Raw genomic sequence first — 17,476 nt, forward strand, 5'->3', positions numbered from 1 at the left:
GTCTTGACGCATGTTGTAACCGGTTACATGACCTAGCCGGTAACGGATTGCAATTACCCATCGGGTGACTTTTGCTGCAATTGGCTTTCAAAGGACCCCATGGCCGACGCGACCATTCGTGATGTTGCTCGCCGAGCGCAAGTCTCGGTTGCCTCGGTGTCGCGCGTCCTCAACCGGCTGGACAATGTCAGCGAGGAGACCCGCGCACGCGTTACGGAGGCGGTCCGCGAACTCGGTTACGTGCCGCACGCCGGGGCACGTAGCCTGAGCCTCGCGCGGACCAATGCGATCGGTGTCGTCCTCCCGGATTTCCACGGCGAGTTCTTTTCCGAGATCGTGCGCGGGATGGACCGGGAGGCGAGCCGGCGCGGCTACATGCTCCTGCTCTCAAACGTCCATGCGGGAAGCGAGCAGTCGGCAAACGCGATGCGCGCCATGCGTGGACGTGTCGACGGACTGGTCATCCTTGCACCGCATTTGTCGGAGGACGAGCTTGCCGATGCCGTTCCTCGCGGTACGCCGGCCGTGCTCATCAACACCCGCGGCGATGCTGGCGGACATCCCGGCGTCCGCCTCGACAATGCCGCCGGGGCCGAGGCGGTCGCGGACCATCTCGCCTCGCTTGGCCGGACGAGGATCGTCCACATCGCTGGCGCGGCTGGGAACATCGACGCGCAGCAGCGCGCGGACGCTTTCCTCGCGGCGCTGCAACGGCGCGGAATCGCCGTCCAGGTCATCGAAGGCGACTTCCTTGAGGAATCCGGCGAGGCCGCCATCGAAGCTTTGCTCAAGGCCGGCGAGAGCTTCGACGGTGTCTTCGCCGCCAACGACATGATGGCCAGCGGCGCACTGCAGGCGCTGAACCGCGCTGGACTCCGTGTGCCGGAGGACGTCGCCGTGGTCGGCTTCGACGACGTGCCGCTCGCACGGCACATCGGTCTTACTACTGTGCAGGTCCACATCGCCGAGCTCGGAGCTCGCGCGCTCGACCGCCTCATTTCGATCCTCGAGGGCAAGGAGGATCCCGGCGGCCAGGAGTTGCACAAGCCTGAGCTCGTCATTCGTTCAACGACCGATCCGAAAGCCAATCCCCGATAATGCTCCTCAACCGTCGCACGCTTCTCAAGAGTTCTTCACTTCTCGTCGCCGGCAGCGCGCTACCGGCCTGCACGTCGATCACCTACGGTTCGTCCGGCCGAACTCTGCCCGCCTTCTACGAGGACATCGAAAAGCGGACCTTCCGCTTCTTCTGGAAAACCGTGAACCGGAAAAACGGCCTCGTTCCCGACCGCTGGCCGACGCCGTCGTTCAGCAGCATAGCCGCGGTCGGTTTCGCGCTTCCGGCCTACGCTGTCGGAGTCGAGCGCGGCTGGTGTACCAGGGCGGAGGCGCGCGACCTGACCCTGACGACACTGCGCTTCTTCTGGAACGCGCCGCAGGGCCCGGAGCCCACCGGCGTTTCTGGCCACAAAGGCTTTTTCTACCATTTCCTCAACATGGAGACGGGGCTTCGTCACAGGACGAACGAACTTTCCAGCGTCGACACCACGATCCTCCTGATGGGCGTGCTGTTCTCCGCCCAATATTACGACCGCGACGATCCCGCCGAGCGTGAGATCCGCCAGCTTGCCAACGCCATTTATGCCCGCGCCGACTGGAAATTCTTCCGTTATGACGGCCGTCCGCAAATCTCGATGGGGTGGCAGCCGGAAAGCGGCCTCATCGAGCGCAACTGGGACGGCTACAACGAGGGGATGTTCGTCTACATCCTCGCGCTCGGCGCCCCGGTCCACGCCGTGCCGCCGAACAGCTGGGACTATTGGACCGCGCCCTATCCGAACTTCTGGCGTGGCGAGGGTCCGACCCGGAGAATCGCCTTCGCACCCCTGTTTGGGCACCAGTACAGCCACCTCTTCATCGACTTCCGCGGCATTTACGACGCGCCGATGCGCGCTGCCGGGTTCGACTATTTCGAGAACAGCCGCCGCGCGACCTATGGCAACCGCGCCTATTGCATCGCCAACCCGATGCGGTGGGATGGCTATTCCGATCGCATCTGGGGCCTCACCGCATGCGACGGCCCGGGCAACTTCGAGCTGCCGTTCAAGGGCGAGACACGGACCTTCTACGGCTATTCCGCCCGAGGACCGATCGGCGAGCCCGATGGTCGTGACGACGGCACGCTCGCTCCTACGGCCGCGCTTTCGTCCCTTCCGTTCGCTCCGGAAATCGTGATCCCGGCGGCGGAGGCCATGCTCAACTATCCCGGGCTCTACTGCGACTACGGCTTTCGCGATTCCTTCAATCCGAGCTTCCGATTTTCGGATCGCAAGCTGGAGACCGGCTCAATCGATCCGAACAGCGGCTGGGTCGCGACCGATTACCTCGGCATCGACCAGGGCCCGATCCTTCTCCAGGCCGCCAACTACCGCGACGATTTCGTCTGGCGCTACACGCGTCAGGTCCCGCGATCCGGCTCGGGCTGAAGCGAGCAGGGTTCACCGGGGTTGGCTTTCATCCTAGTCGTCATTGCGAGGAGCAAAGCGACGACGCAATCTAGCTGCGCGATAGCCTGGATTGCTTCGATGCGCTCGCAATGACGATTATTTGAGGCGTACGACCCGGCTGAGCTTCGACACGCCAGTCTCGTTGAACGCCTCGATCGCCACCCAGTAGGGCACGCCCACGTTCAGTGAGCGCAAGTCCTTCTGCAGCGTCGCTCCGCTGCCAAGATCGTCGGCCCATAGCTGATAGGTGTGGGTCAGCCGGTCGGCCCGCGTGCCGAAGCGGATGTTGTAGCCGACCGCGCCGGGCACCCGTGCCCAGCGAATCGTGGCATCGCGCTGATCCCGGTGACGCTGGCCAACGACGCTCGACGGCTGCGAAGGAGCGCGTCCATCGGCGTTTCCGAACACACGCAAATCGCTGATCGCCAGGTTCGCTCCACCGACATGGCCGTGGACGTAGCGCACGAAGCGCGCGCGCACCGGCTGCGGCAGCTCGATGTAGGCATTGGGCCGATCGCGCCGCGGGCCGTCGGGCTTCGCCAGAGGCTGCCAGGTCCGGCCATCGACCGAATGCTGAAGCTCGAACTCGGTGTAGATGTCCGGCGCATCCGCAAAGCGCCCCGACTTGTAGTCCGTGTAGTTGACCTGCACCGCGCGCACCGTGTCGACCGCCCCGAGGTCGACGGTCAGCGTTTCGCCGGCCTTGTTGGCGGCTGCGACCCAGAAGGTGCGCGGATTTTCGTCGGTGACCTGTTCGGCCACGAACTCGCCGAGGGTCGAAGAGGCCGCAGCCGGCTTGCGGTAGGACAGCAGCATCCAGCCGGTGAACAGGCTGTTCGGGTCGTTGACCTTCGTCGTCGGCATGTACTGCGGGAAGTCCTGGAAGCGCGAGGACGCCCACATCTGACCGTCCGCCTCGAACTTGGTCGGGAACATGTTGATCCGCCGCTCGAACGTCCAATTGTAGCCGATCCACGGCGTGCCGGTGTTCCACCAGTTCCCGTAATTGTCCTCGAAGGTAGAGCCGTGGCCGGCCCCTGGACGAAACCGCCCGGCTTGTAGGCGATGGGATTGTACTCAGCGTAGGTGAACGGCCCCAACGGCTTGTCGGACACGTAGGTACCGTTTCCGTAAACGTTGAACTCCGTTCCCGGCGCTCCGTACTGCAGGTAATATTTGCCGTTGTGCTTGGTCACCCACGCGCCCTCGACATAGGGCCGCGTCGGCTGGCCGTTGGCGAGCAGGCCGTTGTGGTCCTGTCCGAACCGCTCCCAGCCATGCTTTTCCGGCTGAAGGTTGAACAAGGTGGTCGGCTTGCCCTTGTAGATTAGCTTGCCGTCCTCGAACGCGATCTCGATGCCGTAGATCGGAAAAACATTGCTGCTGTTCCAATAGAGGTACCAGCGGCCGTCATCGTCCTTCAGCAAGCCCGGATCCCACGGCCCCGGCGGGATTTCGCCGGGTTTCATCTTCTCTAGATATTTGTCATCCACCGCGCCCGGCAGGTCGGGCATCGAGCGGGCCAGGAAGTCGAGCTTGCCGGTTTCGGGCGCGGTCGTGACCAGGATCGAGCCGGGGCGGGTGAATGACATCGACGGCCAGATGATCAGCCGGTCACCGTCCGAGGCCACCGCGGGCGCGACGATGCCGCCGAAGGGCCAGCGCGACGGGGTGATGAACGTCCAGTCGATGAGGTTGGTTGAGCGCCAATATCCATCGGCCAAGGTCTGGAAGAGATAATAGGCACCCTTGTGCCGGACGATCGCGGGGTCGGCGCCGGTGCGGTAGCTGATGCCGTTGTTCGTCTGCTCCCAATTGTATCGGTAATCCACGTCGACCGGATTGATGTATGTCCGCTTCTCCGCGTTTGCCGATGACCCAAGCAGTGCAACGCAACACCCTGCCAATACCCCAAACGAACGCATTCTCATGTTCCTCAATGTCCACGCACAAAGATGTTCGCCGTCAGCCGGCCTTCTCGCGGATCGGCGCTGAAGGTCATGCCCGGCGGGATGATGCCCGAATGGAGCAGGCTTCCCTGATAGATGACGAGCCGATCCGCGATCCCCTCCACCGCGCCGATTTGCTCGAAATAGGGATCTGATCCGTGAATGTAGCCGGAGCCGGCGGGAAGCATGGCGGCCTCCCTCTCCGCGGTCGTCACGAACCGCGAGATGTTGGCTTCGGTGACTTGCTCGATGCCAGTCGCGCGCTGGCGATAGAATGCGGTGCCCGTACCCTGCGGGACCCGCAGGTAATGCAGGACCGCGAGATACTTCGGATCGGTCGAATCGAAGTGCGGCGCGCGCTGCGCCGGGCGTAGCTGATCGGGCCTTGCCGAAACCATAGAGAAGCTTGCCTCGAGCAGGTCGAACCCGTCCACGTCGAACGCGCCAGCGATGAACTGCGCCGCGTCTTCGCAGAGTCGCTCGACATAGGCGTTCGCGGCCTCGTCGGAGCGCTCGATGATCCGCCGGACACCGGGGTAATAACTGTCGCGACCGATCGGCGGGAAAGGCGCAAGCGAGTCGGCGAGCAAGGCCGCCTCCTCCGCGGCCCCACTGAAATCGTCGATCACTACGACCGGGCTCTGCAGGGAGCCGACGCGGCGAAGTTCGGGCTTCAACGAAACCTCTCAAGCCCCGCGTTGGTGAAAGAGGCGGGCCGAAGCCCCGCCTACGTCATTCAGATCAGAACTTGTACCTCAGGCCAGCCTGGAACGCGCGAGCGTCGGCGCCGACCTGGCTGTTCTCGGTCCGCGGCGCCGGATTGCCGCCGCCCGCACCCCACGAAGAGTAGCTGCGGTTCAGCCAGTTGAAGACGTTGAAGACTTCGAAGTCCGCCGTGAACTCGTGGCCCCAAGGCAGCTTGAACGTCTTGGCGACGCGAATGTCGAGCCGCTTGTACCCGATGTCCTTCTTCGGGAAGTACACGCCGCCCATGTTCGCGTAGCAGCAGGCGCCGTTTGGAACCGGCGTCGTCAGGCCGTTCCACGGCGCGACGATGTTGCCGAAGGCCGGGCCGCTGTTCAGCGTCAGGATACCCGACAGAACGATGTCGAACGGCGCGCGATAGTTGGCCGAAGACACCCAGTTCCACTTGGTCAGACCGTTGACGCGATTCCAGCCGTACGTGTTGAGGTAGGGACCATTGTAGAACTCGTCGCTGTTGAGTTCCTGCGCCACATTGCTGCGAGCCTTGCCGAGCGTGAGCGCGGTGGTGAAGCCCCAGGTGGAAAGGTCGGTAAACGGCTTCTCGGCGTAGATGTAGATGGCGTTGTAGTTCGCCTTCCCGTTGCTCATGCCGCGGTTCAGCTTGCCGTTGAAGCCGGTCAGCTGACCGTTGGTCGCACCCGGGCAACCTGCAACGGTGTCCGGCGTGAAGTCGATGATCCACTGGTCGCCACCGTCTGCGCAGGTCGGAAGCGCCGTGAACCAGCCATTCGCGTAGAAGTTCGCACGGGTGAACATCTGAATGTTGTGCGAACGGATGTGCGAGAAGGTCAGCGACGTCTGGATGTCGCCGAACCGCTTGCGCACGCCGATGTCGAACTGGTCGGAGAACGGCATCCGCGTCTTGTTGTTGAGGACGAAGACCGAACCTCCGCTCAGGCCTGCCGCGTTGGCGGAGTTCGCCGCAAACGCGCGCAGGTTATGCGGATCGCGATAGGCGTCGTTCCATTGCGCGCAGTCCGCTGCGCTCGTTCCGAGGCCATTGCCCTGGGCAGCTCCGCCGTTCGGGCAGAAGAATAGCGAGACCTCGCGGTTGGAGTTGGTCAGCGTTTCGATCACGCCCTGGATGAACAGATTGCGATCGTAGTACCGGCCGGCACCGCCGAAGAAGACGATGTCGCGATCGCCGTGGACGTCATACGAAACGCCGAGCCTCGGCTGGAATGCGCCCCAATACTCCTTCCGGTTCTTTCCGTTGGAGATGTAGTCTTCCGGATCGATGCCGCGTGCGGCCCAGCCCGGATAATTGCGCAGCGCCGTCGCGATCGCGGTTGGGGTGATGTACTTGTTGTTGTTCGCGTTGGATTCGAAATCCCAGCGCAAGCCAGCGTTGATCGTCCAATGGTTGTCGGGCTTCCATTCGTCCTGGACGTACAGGCCAACCTGAAGATCTTTGGCATTCAGCGTCGGCGTCGGCTGAACGTTGATCTTCGTCTGGATCGGCTGCGCCGTCGCAAAGTCGAAGGTCGTGACCGGGCAAACCGGCGTCACCGAACCCGTGCACGGGTTTGAATAGTAGTAGCGCCCGTTGAACGCATTGATGACGGACCGGCTAAGGTCGAGCTGGGCGAGCTGGCCACCGAACTTTAGCGTATGCTGGCCCATGCGATAGGTGCTGTCGTTCTTGATTGTCCACGACTTCTGGACGTCGCCCTGTTCGAAGAAGTGTGCACCGGCGAGAATGCCCTCACTGAAAGCGGGGTCGCCCGGATTGAGCATCACGAATTCGGGGCCGGATCCGACACTGGGCGTGTCCTGCCGCGCCTTGTCGAACGCGATGTTGAACTGGTTGAGGAAGTCCCCGGCGTTATGGCGCCATTGCAGCTGGACGCGGTCCTGGTTCGTCCGGATTCGGCGACCATGGGTGTCCGTCGCATTGCCGGCGATGTCGCCCAGGTTATCCTCGCGGCGCAGATAGCCGATGAGGTTCACCGTATCTTCGTCGGTGACGTAGCCCGTCAGCTTTCCGAAATAGAGACCCTGCTTGAAGTCCTGGTTATGCGAGACGTTCGTCTGCGAAACGAGGCTCTGAGGGAAATCTGACGCCGGTACGTTTCCGGTCGTGCTGGGCGGAGCTGGTTGGTGCGCTCGGCCGCGACATAGAAATGCAGCTTTCCCGGAATGATCGGACCGCCGAGTTCGCCGCCGTACTGCTTACGGTTATAGTCCGGCTTCGGAACATTGTTCTTCTTGTCGAAGTACGGCTGCGTGATCCACGCCTTGGGCTGGAATTCGATGAAGGCCGAGCCGTGGAATTCGTTGCCACCGGTCTTGGTGATCGCCGTAATCAGGGCCGAACCGGCCTGGCCGCTTTCCGCACCGAAATTTTGGGTCTCGATCGAATATTCCTGGATCGCGATCTGCGGGAAGGGGTTACCGAGGCCGAAATTCTGTCCGAACACACCCCCGTGGTTGATCGGATTCTTGAGGCTCATGCCGTCGATGAAGACGTTGACGTTCTGTGAAGAGGTCGCGCCGGCCTGCACCTGCGCATTCTCACCGGCGGTCACGGACACGCCAGGAGCCAAGGCGGCAAAGCTGAGGAAGTTGCGCTTGCTCTGGGGAAGGTTCTCGATCTGCGCGGGCGTGATGTTGGTCGAGACCGTCTGAGTCCGGACCTCGCGAACGCGGCGGCCGGTAACGACGATTCCGGCAGGCGCGCCTTCAGCGGCCGCGACGAAATCGACAACGGCGGTCTGTCCAACCAGCAAGGTCGTGGTCTGCGCGTCCTTGCCGTCCGTAGCGACCGTGTAGGTGCCCGGGACGAGGCCGAGAATGGTGTAGTTGCCCGTCTCATCGACCGTGCCGACGACCTTCCGGCCGGTGTTCGTATCCGTAGCCGTAACCTGCGCGCCCGCGGCCGCACCGTCGACGTGACCTTGCAGGGTCGCGGTTTCGCTTTGAGCGTAGGCTGGCGTTGCGACGACGAGCGCTGCTGCGACTGCGAATGCGGAAATTCCGTTTGCAAGCTGACGCTTGCTCTTGATCGTGCTCACTAGCGCCTCTCCCCAGGTGCCGATTATGTAACCGGTTACAAAACTGCATCAGCCCACAGGCCGAACACCCCGATGAAATAGATTCATTCATACTGAGTCAATGTGGCTCGCGGCTGTTGCGCAACACTGCGCCCGCGCTGTGCTTTTCAGGACACGATGCGCGTTAGTTCAGCGGTGCGCTTCCGCGAGGTTGTGCATCAACGTGGGGTTGGCGCGGCCTGTTGGGCGGCGGGCGTGCTAGGCGGCAAGCGGCTGACGAATTCCCCATGATCGGGCATGTCTTCCGCAACGGCCGCGACGGTTTCCTCGATGTCCGCCAGGAAGCCGACGATCTCCTCGGTCGGCACGAACTGCGTCACTGGATCGGGCTCCGCCGGAATCCCTGGCCCAGCAGGACCTGGACCCAGCTTTCCTCAGCGAACAGTTCCGCCGCCCCGCGCTTGAAGAAGCGGCCGGACGAGCGGAACAGGTCGTATCGCTCCTTCAGGCTGTCCGGGACATCCATAGTGCGGACGTAATCCCAGAACTCCTCCCCGGAGCGGCGGGTCACGTTGTAGTGAGCGATGATGAAATCACGCACGTCCTCGAACTCGAAGCGTGCCTGGCGATTATATTCGTTGATGTCGGCCTGTGCGAAGCCGGTCGTCGGGAACAGCGCCAGAAGCTTGTGAATGCCGGTCTGGATCAGGTGGATGCTCGTCGATTCCAACGGTTCGAGGAAGCCCGACGACAGACCGATCGAGACAACGTTTTTTTCCCACGCCCTCGAGCGCAATCCCGGTGCAAAACGAACCGGCCGCGGATCGGCTTGCGGCGCTCCATCCAGAGTCGACATCAGGGTGAGAGCAGCGTCGTCGTCGCTGATCAGGTTCGAAGAGTAGACGTATCCGTTGCCAATCCTGTGCTGCAGCGGAATGCGCCACTGCCAACCGGCCGAACGGGTCGTGCAGCGAACGTAGGGCGTGACCGGCGTCACGCTCTCACATGGAACCGCCAGCGCCCGGTCGCAGAGCAGCCACTTGTTCCAATGCTCGTAGCCGACACCCATCGCGTCGCCGATCAAGAGGGCCCGCATGCCCGAGCAATCGACGAACAGGTCGGCTTCGACGGTCCGTCCGTCGGTCAGCTTCACGGCCGTGACGAATCCGCTTTCCGGATCCTGGACGACTTCGACGATGCGACCCTCCGTCCGTGTCACCCCGCGAGCTTCGCTCTCCGCACGCAGGAAGCGCGCAAACAAGGACGCGTCGAAATGATAGGCATATTCAATGTCTGCAGCGGGCGAGTTCGGATTGCGCTTGTCGGGGAAGCTGAAGCGGTTCCGAAGCGAAGCCGCACCCGCGATGGAATAATTATCGAAATGCTTTACCGAACCCGGTGCTCGCGCATAGGCGGCCATCCACAACTGGTGCGGATGCAGCCACAGCATGTCGCGGCCGATCTTGCCGAATCCGTGGATGTAGGATTCCCCGGGGCGCCCCAATCGACAAATTGGATGCCGAGCTTGAAGGTCGCCTTCGTCTCGCTGATCATCTTCAGTGGGTCGATCCCGGCCAGCGCCAGATAATTGCGGATGTGCGGGATCGTCGCTTCGCCGACGCCGACGGTTCCGATCTCCTCCGACTCGACCAGAGTTACGTCGACCTGGCTCAGCCATTGCGACACCACGGCGGCAGTCATCCATCCAGCGGTACCGCCGCCGACGATGCAGATCTTGCGTACCGGCTGATCGCCCCTTGCCATAAGTGCTGACCTCTTCGATTCTCAGCGACGGTTAATCGGCGTTTCCGTACCCGGCAATCTGCCCCAGGAGGATGAGGCCATGCGAATCTTCGTTGTTGCCCTTGGCGCTATTCTTGCGGGCTGCTCCGCCCCGCCGCCCAACCCGGCCAACGATGCCCCGATCGCGGAGATTGCTGGACGGATTGCCGGCCCGCCGAAGAATTGCGTGCTAATCGAACAGGGCGTCGGTCTCAATATCGTCAACCGGAACACTCTCACCTTGCACTCCGGCAGGACGATGTACGTCAACCAGGTCCAGGGAAACTGCGGCGGTTTCAGGAAATGGGATGTCCTGGTCGTCGAGCCGATCGGGACTCAATATTGCAAGGGCGACCTCGTTCGCTCGTTCGATCCCGTCAGCAAGATCCCCGGCCCCACATGCCGCCTGGGCGACTTCATTCCCTACACCAAGGGCTGATTGCCGTGCACGGATGCGCGCTCTACTGAGCGGCGCGTGAAACGCGTCCTCCTGGCAGCGGTCCTGCTCGCTTCGTGCAGCAAGGGCGGACCGGCCGACATCGAGATTTCGAACGCCTGGGCTCGCGAGACTGTCGCGGGCCAGACGAGCACGGCGGCCTACATGACCCTGGCCAACAATGGCTCCGGCGATGACCGGCTGCTGAGCGTCGCCGCCGAGGCGCCGGCGATGGCGATGCTGCACTCGTCGGAAAGCGCCGACGGCGTCGCGAGGATGCGGGCCATGACCTCGGGATTGGCGATCCCGGCCGGAACACGGATCGAGCTCAAGCCTGGCGGAAGCCACGTGATGGTCAGCGGACTTCCCGCCCCGCTTCGGGTCGGACAGACGCTGAACCTGACACTAACCTTCGAAGGCTCCGGAAAACGCTCGGTGCCTTTGAAGATCGTTGCAGCGAACGAGGCGAGATGAAGCGTCTACGAATGGTGCTCTGGGTCATCGTGGCGCTCGCGGCCGCGGGCTGGTCTTCCTGCACTTCAGGCCAGCCGACGATCGACAGACCAAAGAGCCGGTGACGATGGTCAGCTTCGGCGGCCCGTTCACGCTGACCGGCGCCGACGGCAAGCCCTTCTCGAGCGCACGGTTGAACGGCAAGCCCTATGCGATCTTCTTCGGCTTCACGAACTGCCCCGACGTCTGCCCGACGACGCTTGCGCGGCTCATCCGGTTGCGGCAGCAGATCGGGAAAGGTGACGATGCATTCGAGATCGTCTTCGTCACCGTCGATCCCGAACGCGATGGCCCGGCCGAGGTCGGCAGATATGCCGATATGCTCGGAAGCCCGGTCATCGGCCTCACCGGCTCACCGACGCAGATCGAGCAGGTGAAGAAGCAATTCGGAATCTACTCGAAGAAGGTGCCCGATGAGCATGGCGGCTATTCCGTCGACCACACGGCAACCGTCCTCCTGTTCGATCGCAACGGCCAGTTCTCGAGCACGATCGCGCTGGAGGAGCAGGACGCCCCTGCCCTCGCCAAGTTGAAGCGGATTACGACTTAAGAACGCGCTCCAGCAGGCGGTCGATCGCGCTGACTGCTTCCGGCTCGTCGAGGTCCGGGGCATGGCCGACGCCAGCCACGGTGACCGCCTCAACGTCCGGAATTTCCTTGGCCATGCGCTGCAGCGCCGAGTCCGTCAGCAGGTCGCTATGCTCTCCGCGAAGAACTAGCACCGGGCGACCGGCCAGCGCACGATAGAACGGCCAAATGTCCGGCGTCTCACCTGAATTCGCCGCCTCGAACGGCTCAGCGATGCGCATGTCATAGTCGAACTCAATTCCGCGATCGGTCTTTCGCAAGACCCGGCGCGAATATCTGTCCCACTGCTCGTCGGTGTAGCCCGGCAGAACGCTCTGATGCCGGCTTCGCAACTCGGCCACCGCATCTGCCCATTCCGCAAAGACGACGGGCTTGCCCACATAGGATTTGATGCGGTCGATGCCGGTCAGGTTCAGCTCGGGTCCTACGTCGTTGAGGAGTACGCCAGCCATGCGCTGCGGCGCGATGGTGGCGATGATCATCGTCACCAATCCGCCGAGCGAAGTCCCCATGAAGACCGCGCGGTCGATGCCCAGCTCATCCAGCAGCTGCAGGATGTCCATGGCGTAAACGGGGGATGATAGTTGGCGGAGTTCGGGTCGTAAGCGCTCCGCCCCGGCCGCGGAAATCGACGGCAATCACGCGCCAGTCCCCGGCATAACGCTCGGCCAGATCCTCGAAATCCCGCGAGTTCCGGGTGAGGCCATGGAGCATCAACAAGGGCGGCCGATCCGCTGGGCCGTCATAATCGCGATAATGAAGCTTCAGTCCGTCGCGGCTGGTCCAGAACTTGTCCGTCCAGCGTTGAGTTTGCTGTTTCGCCATATCCATCCGGCTCGTATCGCGGCCTTGTGACGCTTGCGCAATCCTATCGGCCCGATCCTGCAATCCTCAGCCTGGGCGACGCCTTCTACGACCCGGTCGAGTCGGCGAAGTTCCCCAAGTGCATCCCTCGCTTCCTCAACCAGCGGTGGGCTGAGCGCGCCGGGCTTGGCGGCCTGACGCCGGAGGAATGGGCTGCGCACTTCTGCCGGTTCGAGCCCCTTTCGGACAACCTGCCGTCACCTTTGGCCCTCCGCTACCACGGGCATCAGTTCCGCGTTTACAACCCGGACATCGGCGACGGGCGCGGCTTCACTTTCGCCCAGCTACGCGACGATCGCGGCCGGCAGCTTGACCTAGGCACCAAGGGTTCCGGGCAAACCCCGTACAGCCGGACGGCCGACGGCCGACTAACTCTGAAAGGCGGCGTTCGCGAGGCCCTCGCGACCGAGATGCTCGAAGCACTTGGCGTCAACACGTCCAAGACGTTCGCCCTCTTCGAGACCGGCGAGGAGCTTGTGCGAGGCGACGAGCCGTCGCCAACCCGATCCGCTGTCCTCACCCGGCTGAGCCACGGCCACATCCGCATCGGCACGTTCCAGCGCCTCGCCTTCTACGGAGAGGTCGAGAACATCAACGCACTCGTCCGGTACTGCCTCGCCAATCTGTACGGCGAGCCGGTGGTCACGGACGCGTCCAAGAATGCTTTGCGCTTATTCGACCTGGTCACTGCGGCGACCGCGCGCCTTGCTGCAAGCTATCTCGCGTCCGGCTTCGTCCATGGCGTGCTCAACAGCGACAACATCAACATCACCGGCGAGAGCTTCGACTACGGTCCGTGGCGGTTCGCTCCGACATGGGACCCAGACTTCACGGCGGCCTACTTCGACCATTACGGACTCTATTCCTTCAGCCGCCAGCCGGAAGCTATTCAATGGGACCTGGCGCAGCTCGCCGGATCGCTCTCGCTGGTGACCGAAGCGCCGCCGTTGTCGGACCTGCTCGCAGGCTGGTCCAATCGCTTCGAGGAGGAACTGATCGCGGCAATTTTCTGGCGCCTGGGCCTTCAGCGATCCGGCGAACAGCGCGACCGGGAACTGACGGCAGCCGTCGTCCGCGCGCTGGAGACGGGCCGGGTCTCGCTCGACAAGTTCTACTTCGACTGGTTCGGCGGCTCCGTTCCCCAGGGCTACGGTTCGGACTTCGAAACCGTGGCCGCGTTGGTTGCGACCTTCCAGCCGCGGAAGGACCGCCAGCACTCATACTGGTCCGATCCTGAGCCCTGTTCGATGCTGATCGACGAGGTCGAATCGATCTGGGCCGCGATCGCCGATGGAGACGACTGGCAGCCCTTCGAGGCGAAGGTCGCCGCCATCCGCCGCATGGGCGTCGCCCTACGCGACTGATGCGTGCGGCTTGACCGTTTCACCGCAATTTGGTGAGGCACGGTTAATGGCTGACAAATTGGTGTCGACGGAGCCGGCGACCGGCGTTGAACTTTGGTCGGGCGAGGTAGGCGACGCAGCCGCCGAGGTCGCAGCCGCGCGCGCCGCCTGGCCGGCATGGGCCGCACACTCCGTCGCTTTCCGCATCGAGACTTTGCGCCGCTTCGCCAATGTCGTGCGCACCCAGACCAACAATTTCGCAGGCCTCATCTCGCGCGAAACCGGCAAGCCCTTGTGGGAAACCAAGACCGAGGTCGGCGCGGTCATCAACAAGGTCGAGATTTCCATCGCCGCGTACGCTGATCGCACGCCGCAGAAGAAGCTCGAAGCCGCGCTGGGCAGCAAGGTCGCCGTCCGCCACAAGCCGCATGGCGTGCTGGCGGTGCTCGGTCCGTTCAACTTCCCGGCGCACTTGCCCAACGGTCACATCGTCCCGGCGCTGATCGCCGGCAATGCTGTGGTGTTCAAGCCGTCCGAGAAGACCCCGGCGAGCGGAGCTTTCCTGGTCGACTGCTACCGCGAAGCCGGTGTTCCCGAAGGCGCGATCCGCCTGCTGATCGGCGGGCCGGAGCAGGGCAAGGCGCTGGCCGCCCAGCCCGGAATCGACGGCCTGCTGTTCACCGGTTCCGTGCGCGGCGGCGCGGCTCTGCACAGGCAGTTCGCCGATACGCCGAACAAGATCCTCGCTCTGGAGCTGGGCGGAAACAACCCGATCGTCGCCTGGAACGTGAAGGACCTCGATGCCGCTGCAGCGGTCATCGTCCAATCGGCGTTCCTGTCGGCCGGGCAGCGCTGCACCTGCGCCCGTCGCCTGATCGTGGAGGACGGCCAGGAGGGCTCGCTGATCGAGAAGGTCACCAAACTGATGGACCGCATCCTCTACGGCGATCCATTTGCCGAGCCGCAGCCGTTCATGGGACCGGTCATCGACAATGCCGCGGCGGACCACTTGCAGGAGCAGTGGGTGACCCTGATGATGAAGGGAGGTCGCCCGATCCGCAGGCTCGAACGGCCGGTCGAGGACAAGCCTTATCTGACGCCCGCGTTGATCGACGTTACCGACGCAAAGGACTTGCCGGACGAGGAGATGTTCGGCCCCGCGCTGCAGCTGATCCGGGTCAAGGACTTCGATGCTGCGATCGAGGAAGCGAACAACACCCGCTACGGACTCGCCGCCAGCCTGCTCGGTGGAAACCCGGAGCAGTACGACAAGTTCTGGGCCAATGTGAAAGCGGGCGTCATCAACTGGAACAAGCCCACCAACGGCGCGCCGTCATCCGCACCGTTCGGCGGTGTCGGCATGTCGGGCAATCACCGGCCGAGCGCCTTCTATGCGGCCGACTATTGCGCCTATCCGGTGACGAGCAGCGAAGCCGAGACCCTTCGCGGAAGCATCGGCGAGGGCCTCCGCGACCCCAATCTCCAGGAAGACTGATTAGCTGCGCATTTCCGGCAGGTAGGCGTCCTCGGCGGCGTCGCTGAACTTGGTGATTCGGCTGTCGAACTTCATGCGGACCGTCCCGGTGGCGCCGTGGCGCTGCTTGGCGACGATGAGGTCGGCGCGACCGTAAATACGGTTCATCTCCTCATGCCAGGCGGCGAAATCCGGATGGTCGTCGTCGGGCTTCTTCGCTGCGAGATAATAGTCGCCGCGATAGACGAACCAGACCATGTCGGCGTCCTGCTCGATCGAGCCCGATTCACGAAGGTCGGAAAGCTGCGGCCGCTTGTCCTCGCGTTGCTCGACGGCGCGGCTGAGCTGGGACAGTGCCAGTACGGGCAGCTCCAGTTCCTTGGCGAGTTGCTTCAGGCCTCGGCTGATTTCCGAGATTTCCTGAACGCGGTTGTCGTTTCCGCCGCGGCCGGTGCCCTGGAGCAGCTGAAGGTAGTCGACGACGACGCAGCCGATGCCCTTCTGGCGCTTAAGGCGGCGCGCCCGGGTGCGCAGCGCTGCGATCGTCAGGCCCGGGGTGTCGTCGATGTAGAGCGGGAGGCTCTCGAGCTCGGCGGCGGCGCGGGCAAGCTGGCGAAACTCCTGCTGGCTGATCTTGCCCATGCGCAGGTTCTCAGAGCTGATGCCCGATTCCTCGGCGAGGATACGCGTCGCCAGCTGATCGGCCGACATTTCCAGGCTGAAGAAAGCGACCGGCGCACCCGCGGACTTGGCCGGCTCAATCCCATCCTCGACATCGCGGGCGAAACGCTGCGCGGCGGCGAAGGCGATATTGGTCGCGAGCGACGTCTTGCCCATGCCCGGACGCCCGGCGAGGATCACCAAGTCGGACTTGTGCAGGCCGCCGACCTTGGAGTTGATGCCTTCGAGGCCCGTGGTGATGCCCGATAGGTGGCCGCCGCTGTTGAGCGCCTTCTCCGCCATCTGCACGGCGAGCTTGGTCGCATCGCCGAAGCTCTTCGCCTTGCCCTCGGCCCCGCCCTCTTCGGCGACCTTATAGAGTTCGGTCTCGGCCCGCTCGATCTGCTCGAGAGGCGCGACGTCCTCACTGGTATCGAGCGCGCCCTCCACCAGATCGCGCCCGACACCAATGAGTGCGCGGAGCAGCGCAAGGTCGTAGACCTGCGCCGCGAAATCCTTGGCGCCGATGATCGCCGCGCCGGAGCCGGTCAGGGTCGCCAGATAGGCGGGCCCGCCAAGCTCCTTCATCGACTCGTCCGCCTCAAACGACGGCCGAAGAGTCACCGGATTCGCAACCATGTTGCGGTCGGTGAGCTTAAGGATCGATTCGTAGATCCGGCCATGCAGCGGCTCGAAGAAATGGTGCGGCTTCAGCTTGAGCTGAACGTCCTCGACAAGGCGGTTGTCGATCATCAGCGCGCCCAGAAGCGCGGCCTCCGCCTCGACGTTCTGCGGCAGTGCTGCGGTCGCCGCCGGCTCGGCGGGTTCGGATATACGGATAACTTCGGCCATGACTCTTCTTGGCCGCTAAGCGACCACCCTCCAACGAGAACGAAAGTAGCACAACGGGTCGCGGCTGTGGATAGAATGTGAGCCGATTGGCCGCTCGGTCCGGGGAAGGGTCGATTCTGATCGGAACGGGGCATCCACAGAAAAAAGATACGGCTGATTGAAGGCCGAAATGGTGACCGTTACGCCACTCGCCCATGTCCATTCTTTCCGACCGTTGGATTCGCGAACAAGCCCAAGATCACGGCATGATCGAGCCGTTCGTGGAGGCGCAGCGGCGCGAGGGTGCATCAGCTACGGCCTCAGCTCATACGGCTACGACGCCCGTGTCGCTGATGAATTCAAGATCTTCACCAATGTGGATTCGGCGACGGTCGACCCGAAGGACTTCGCGTCCAACAGCTTCGTCGATCGCAAGACCGACGTCTGTATCATCCCGCCCAACAGCTTTGCGCTTGCGCGTACGGTCGAATACTTCCGGGTGCCGCGCGATGTGCTGGTGATCTGCCTCGGCAAGTCGACCTATGCGCGCTGCGGGATCATCGTGAACGTCACGCCACTCGAGCCCGGCTGGGAAGGCCACGTGACGCTCGAATTCTCGAACACCACGCCGCTTCCGGCCAAGGTCTACGCCAACGAGGGCGCGTGCCAGTTCCTGTTCCTGCAGGGGAACGAACCGTGCGAGGTGAGCTACGCCGACCGCGCCGGCAAATACATGGGCCAGCGCGGGGTGACGTTGCCGAAACTCTAGCC

16 protein-coding genes and 2 pseudogenes are annotated in these 17,476 nt (G+C 63.3%); 8 read left to right on the forward strand and 10 right to left on the reverse strand.

Translation table 11 applies throughout. The features are described 5' to 3' along the window. The first annotated feature begins 99 nt into the window (after positions 1–99). On the forward strand, positions 100–1,098 hold the full coding sequence (locus H9L15_RS02270; protein WP_187715013.1) for a LacI family DNA-binding transcriptional regulator: 999 nt from the start codon (positions 100–102) through the stop codon (positions 1,096–1,098). Beyond that, a complete protein-coding gene (locus H9L15_RS02275; protein WP_317617570.1) occupies positions 1,098–2,486 on the forward strand; it encodes a glucoamylase family protein in 1,389 nt (462 codons plus the stop codon). Before H9L15_RS02270 ends, H9L15_RS02275 begins: the two co-directional genes overlap by 1 nt. A 117-nt stretch (positions 2,487–2,603) precedes the next feature. Here H9L15_RS02275 and H9L15_RS16770 read toward each other — a convergent pair whose 3' ends face one another. The 7 genes and pseudogenes from H9L15_RS16770 to H9L15_RS02300 all read right to left on the reverse strand — a co-directional run bounded on the left by H9L15_RS16770 (position 2,604) and on the right by H9L15_RS02300 (position 9,978). Continuing rightward, positions 2,604–3,269 carry a discoidin domain-containing protein gene (locus H9L15_RS16770; protein WP_223276438.1) on the reverse strand — a complete coding sequence of 222 codons (666 nt, stop codon included), beginning with the start codon at positions 3,267–3,269 and terminating at the stop codon, positions 2,604–2,606. After that, on the reverse strand, positions 3,194–4,432 hold the full coding sequence (locus H9L15_RS02280) for a family 43 glycosylhydrolase (protein ID WP_223276439.1): 1,239 nt from the start codon (positions 4,430–4,432) through the stop codon (positions 3,194–3,196). The genes H9L15_RS16770 and H9L15_RS02280 overlap by 76 nt, the downstream gene beginning before the upstream one ends. A gap of 11 nt (positions 4,433–4,443) precedes the next feature. Beyond that, the gene (locus H9L15_RS02285; protein ID WP_187715014.1) at positions 4,444–5,133 is read right to left on the reverse strand and encodes a DUF6445 family protein; all 690 of its coding nucleotides are present in this window, start codon (positions 5,131–5,133) and stop codon (positions 4,444–4,446) included. Between the two features lie 64 nt (positions 5,134–5,197). Continuing rightward, the gene (locus tag H9L15_RS02290; protein ID WP_455567146.1) at positions 5,198–7,201 is read right to left on the reverse strand and encodes a TonB-dependent receptor domain-containing protein; all 2,004 of its coding nucleotides are present in this window, start codon (positions 7,199–7,201) and stop codon (positions 5,198–5,200) included. After that, positions 7,198–8,235, reverse strand: coding sequence for a TonB-dependent receptor (locus H9L15_RS02295; protein ID WP_187715016.1), 1,038 nt, complete (start codon positions 8,233–8,235; stop codon positions 7,198–7,200). Before H9L15_RS02295 ends, H9L15_RS02290 begins: the two co-directional genes overlap by 4 nt. A 197-nt stretch (positions 8,236–8,432) precedes the next feature. Then, positions 8,433–8,594, reverse strand: coding sequence for a hypothetical protein (locus H9L15_RS16775; protein WP_223276440.1), 162 nt, complete (start codon positions 8,592–8,594; stop codon positions 8,433–8,435). Then, positions 8,591–9,978: pseudogene (locus tag H9L15_RS02300) on the reverse strand (tryptophan halogenase family protein). Before H9L15_RS02300 ends, H9L15_RS16775 begins: the two are co-directional and overlap by 4 nt. A gap of 79 nt (positions 9,979–10,057) precedes the next feature. Between H9L15_RS02300 and H9L15_RS02305 the strand changes: the two are divergent. From H9L15_RS02305 to H9L15_RS02315, 3 genes are all read left to right on the forward strand, one after another. Further along, positions 10,058–10,435 (forward strand): hypothetical protein, encoded by a 378-nt coding sequence (locus H9L15_RS02305; protein ID WP_187715017.1) that lies wholly within the window; start codon positions 10,058–10,060, stop codon positions 10,433–10,435. Between the two features lie 36 nt (positions 10,436–10,471). Then, positions 10,472–10,906 carry a copper chaperone PCu(A)C gene (locus H9L15_RS02310; protein WP_187715018.1) on the forward strand — a complete coding sequence of 145 codons (435 nt, stop codon included), beginning with the start codon at positions 10,472–10,474 and terminating at the stop codon, positions 10,904–10,906. Between the two features lie 106 nt (positions 10,907–11,012). Next, positions 11,013–11,495: an SCO family protein gene (locus tag H9L15_RS02315; RefSeq protein ID WP_187715019.1), complete on the forward strand. Its 483-nt coding sequence runs from the start codon at positions 11,013–11,015 to the stop codon at positions 11,493–11,495. On the opposite strand, the gene H9L15_RS02320 is transcribed toward H9L15_RS02315, so the two are convergent. Next, positions 11,485–12,096, reverse strand: a complete 612-nt coding sequence (locus tag H9L15_RS02320) for an alpha/beta fold hydrolase (protein ID WP_223276441.1) — start codon at positions 12,094–12,096, stop codon at positions 11,485–11,487. The two genes, H9L15_RS02315 and H9L15_RS02320, sit on opposite strands and share 11 nt — an antisense overlap. Continuing rightward, positions 12,071–12,358, reverse strand: a complete 288-nt coding sequence (locus tag H9L15_RS16780) for an alpha/beta fold hydrolase (RefSeq protein WP_223276442.1) — start codon at positions 12,356–12,358, stop codon at positions 12,071–12,073. Before H9L15_RS16780 ends, H9L15_RS02320 begins: the two co-directional genes overlap by 26 nt. Before the next feature lie 26 nt (positions 12,359–12,384). Here H9L15_RS16780 and H9L15_RS02325 point away from each other — a divergent pair, with 26 nt between their 5' ends. Both H9L15_RS02325 and astD read left to right on the forward strand, forming a co-directional pair. Continuing rightward, positions 12,385–13,761: a protein adenylyltransferase SelO family protein gene (locus tag H9L15_RS02325; RefSeq protein WP_187715020.1), complete on the forward strand. Its 1,377-nt coding sequence runs from the start codon at positions 12,385–12,387 to the stop codon at positions 13,759–13,761. A gap of 46 nt (positions 13,762–13,807) precedes the next feature. Further along, positions 13,808–15,235, forward strand: a complete 1,428-nt coding sequence (gene astD, locus H9L15_RS02330; protein WP_187715021.1) for a succinylglutamate-semialdehyde dehydrogenase — start codon at positions 13,808–13,810, stop codon at positions 15,233–15,235. On the opposite strand, the gene H9L15_RS02335 is transcribed toward astD, so the two are convergent. Beyond that, a complete protein-coding gene (locus H9L15_RS02335) occupies positions 15,236–16,726 on the reverse strand; it encodes a replicative DNA helicase (protein ID WP_187715022.1) in 1,491 nt (496 codons plus the stop codon). Positions 16,727–16,920: 194 nt separating this feature from the next. Between H9L15_RS02335 and dcd the strand changes: the two are divergent. Beyond that, a pseudogene (dcd, locus tag H9L15_RS02340) lies at positions 16,921–17,474 on the forward strand (dCTP deaminase). Positions 17,475–17,476 lie beyond the last annotated feature (2 nt).

This window comes from Sphingomonas daechungensis (assembly GCF_014489495.1).
GTDB classification, from domain to species: domain Bacteria; phylum Pseudomonadota; class Alphaproteobacteria; order Sphingomonadales; family Sphingomonadaceae; genus Sphingomicrobium; species Sphingomicrobium daechungense.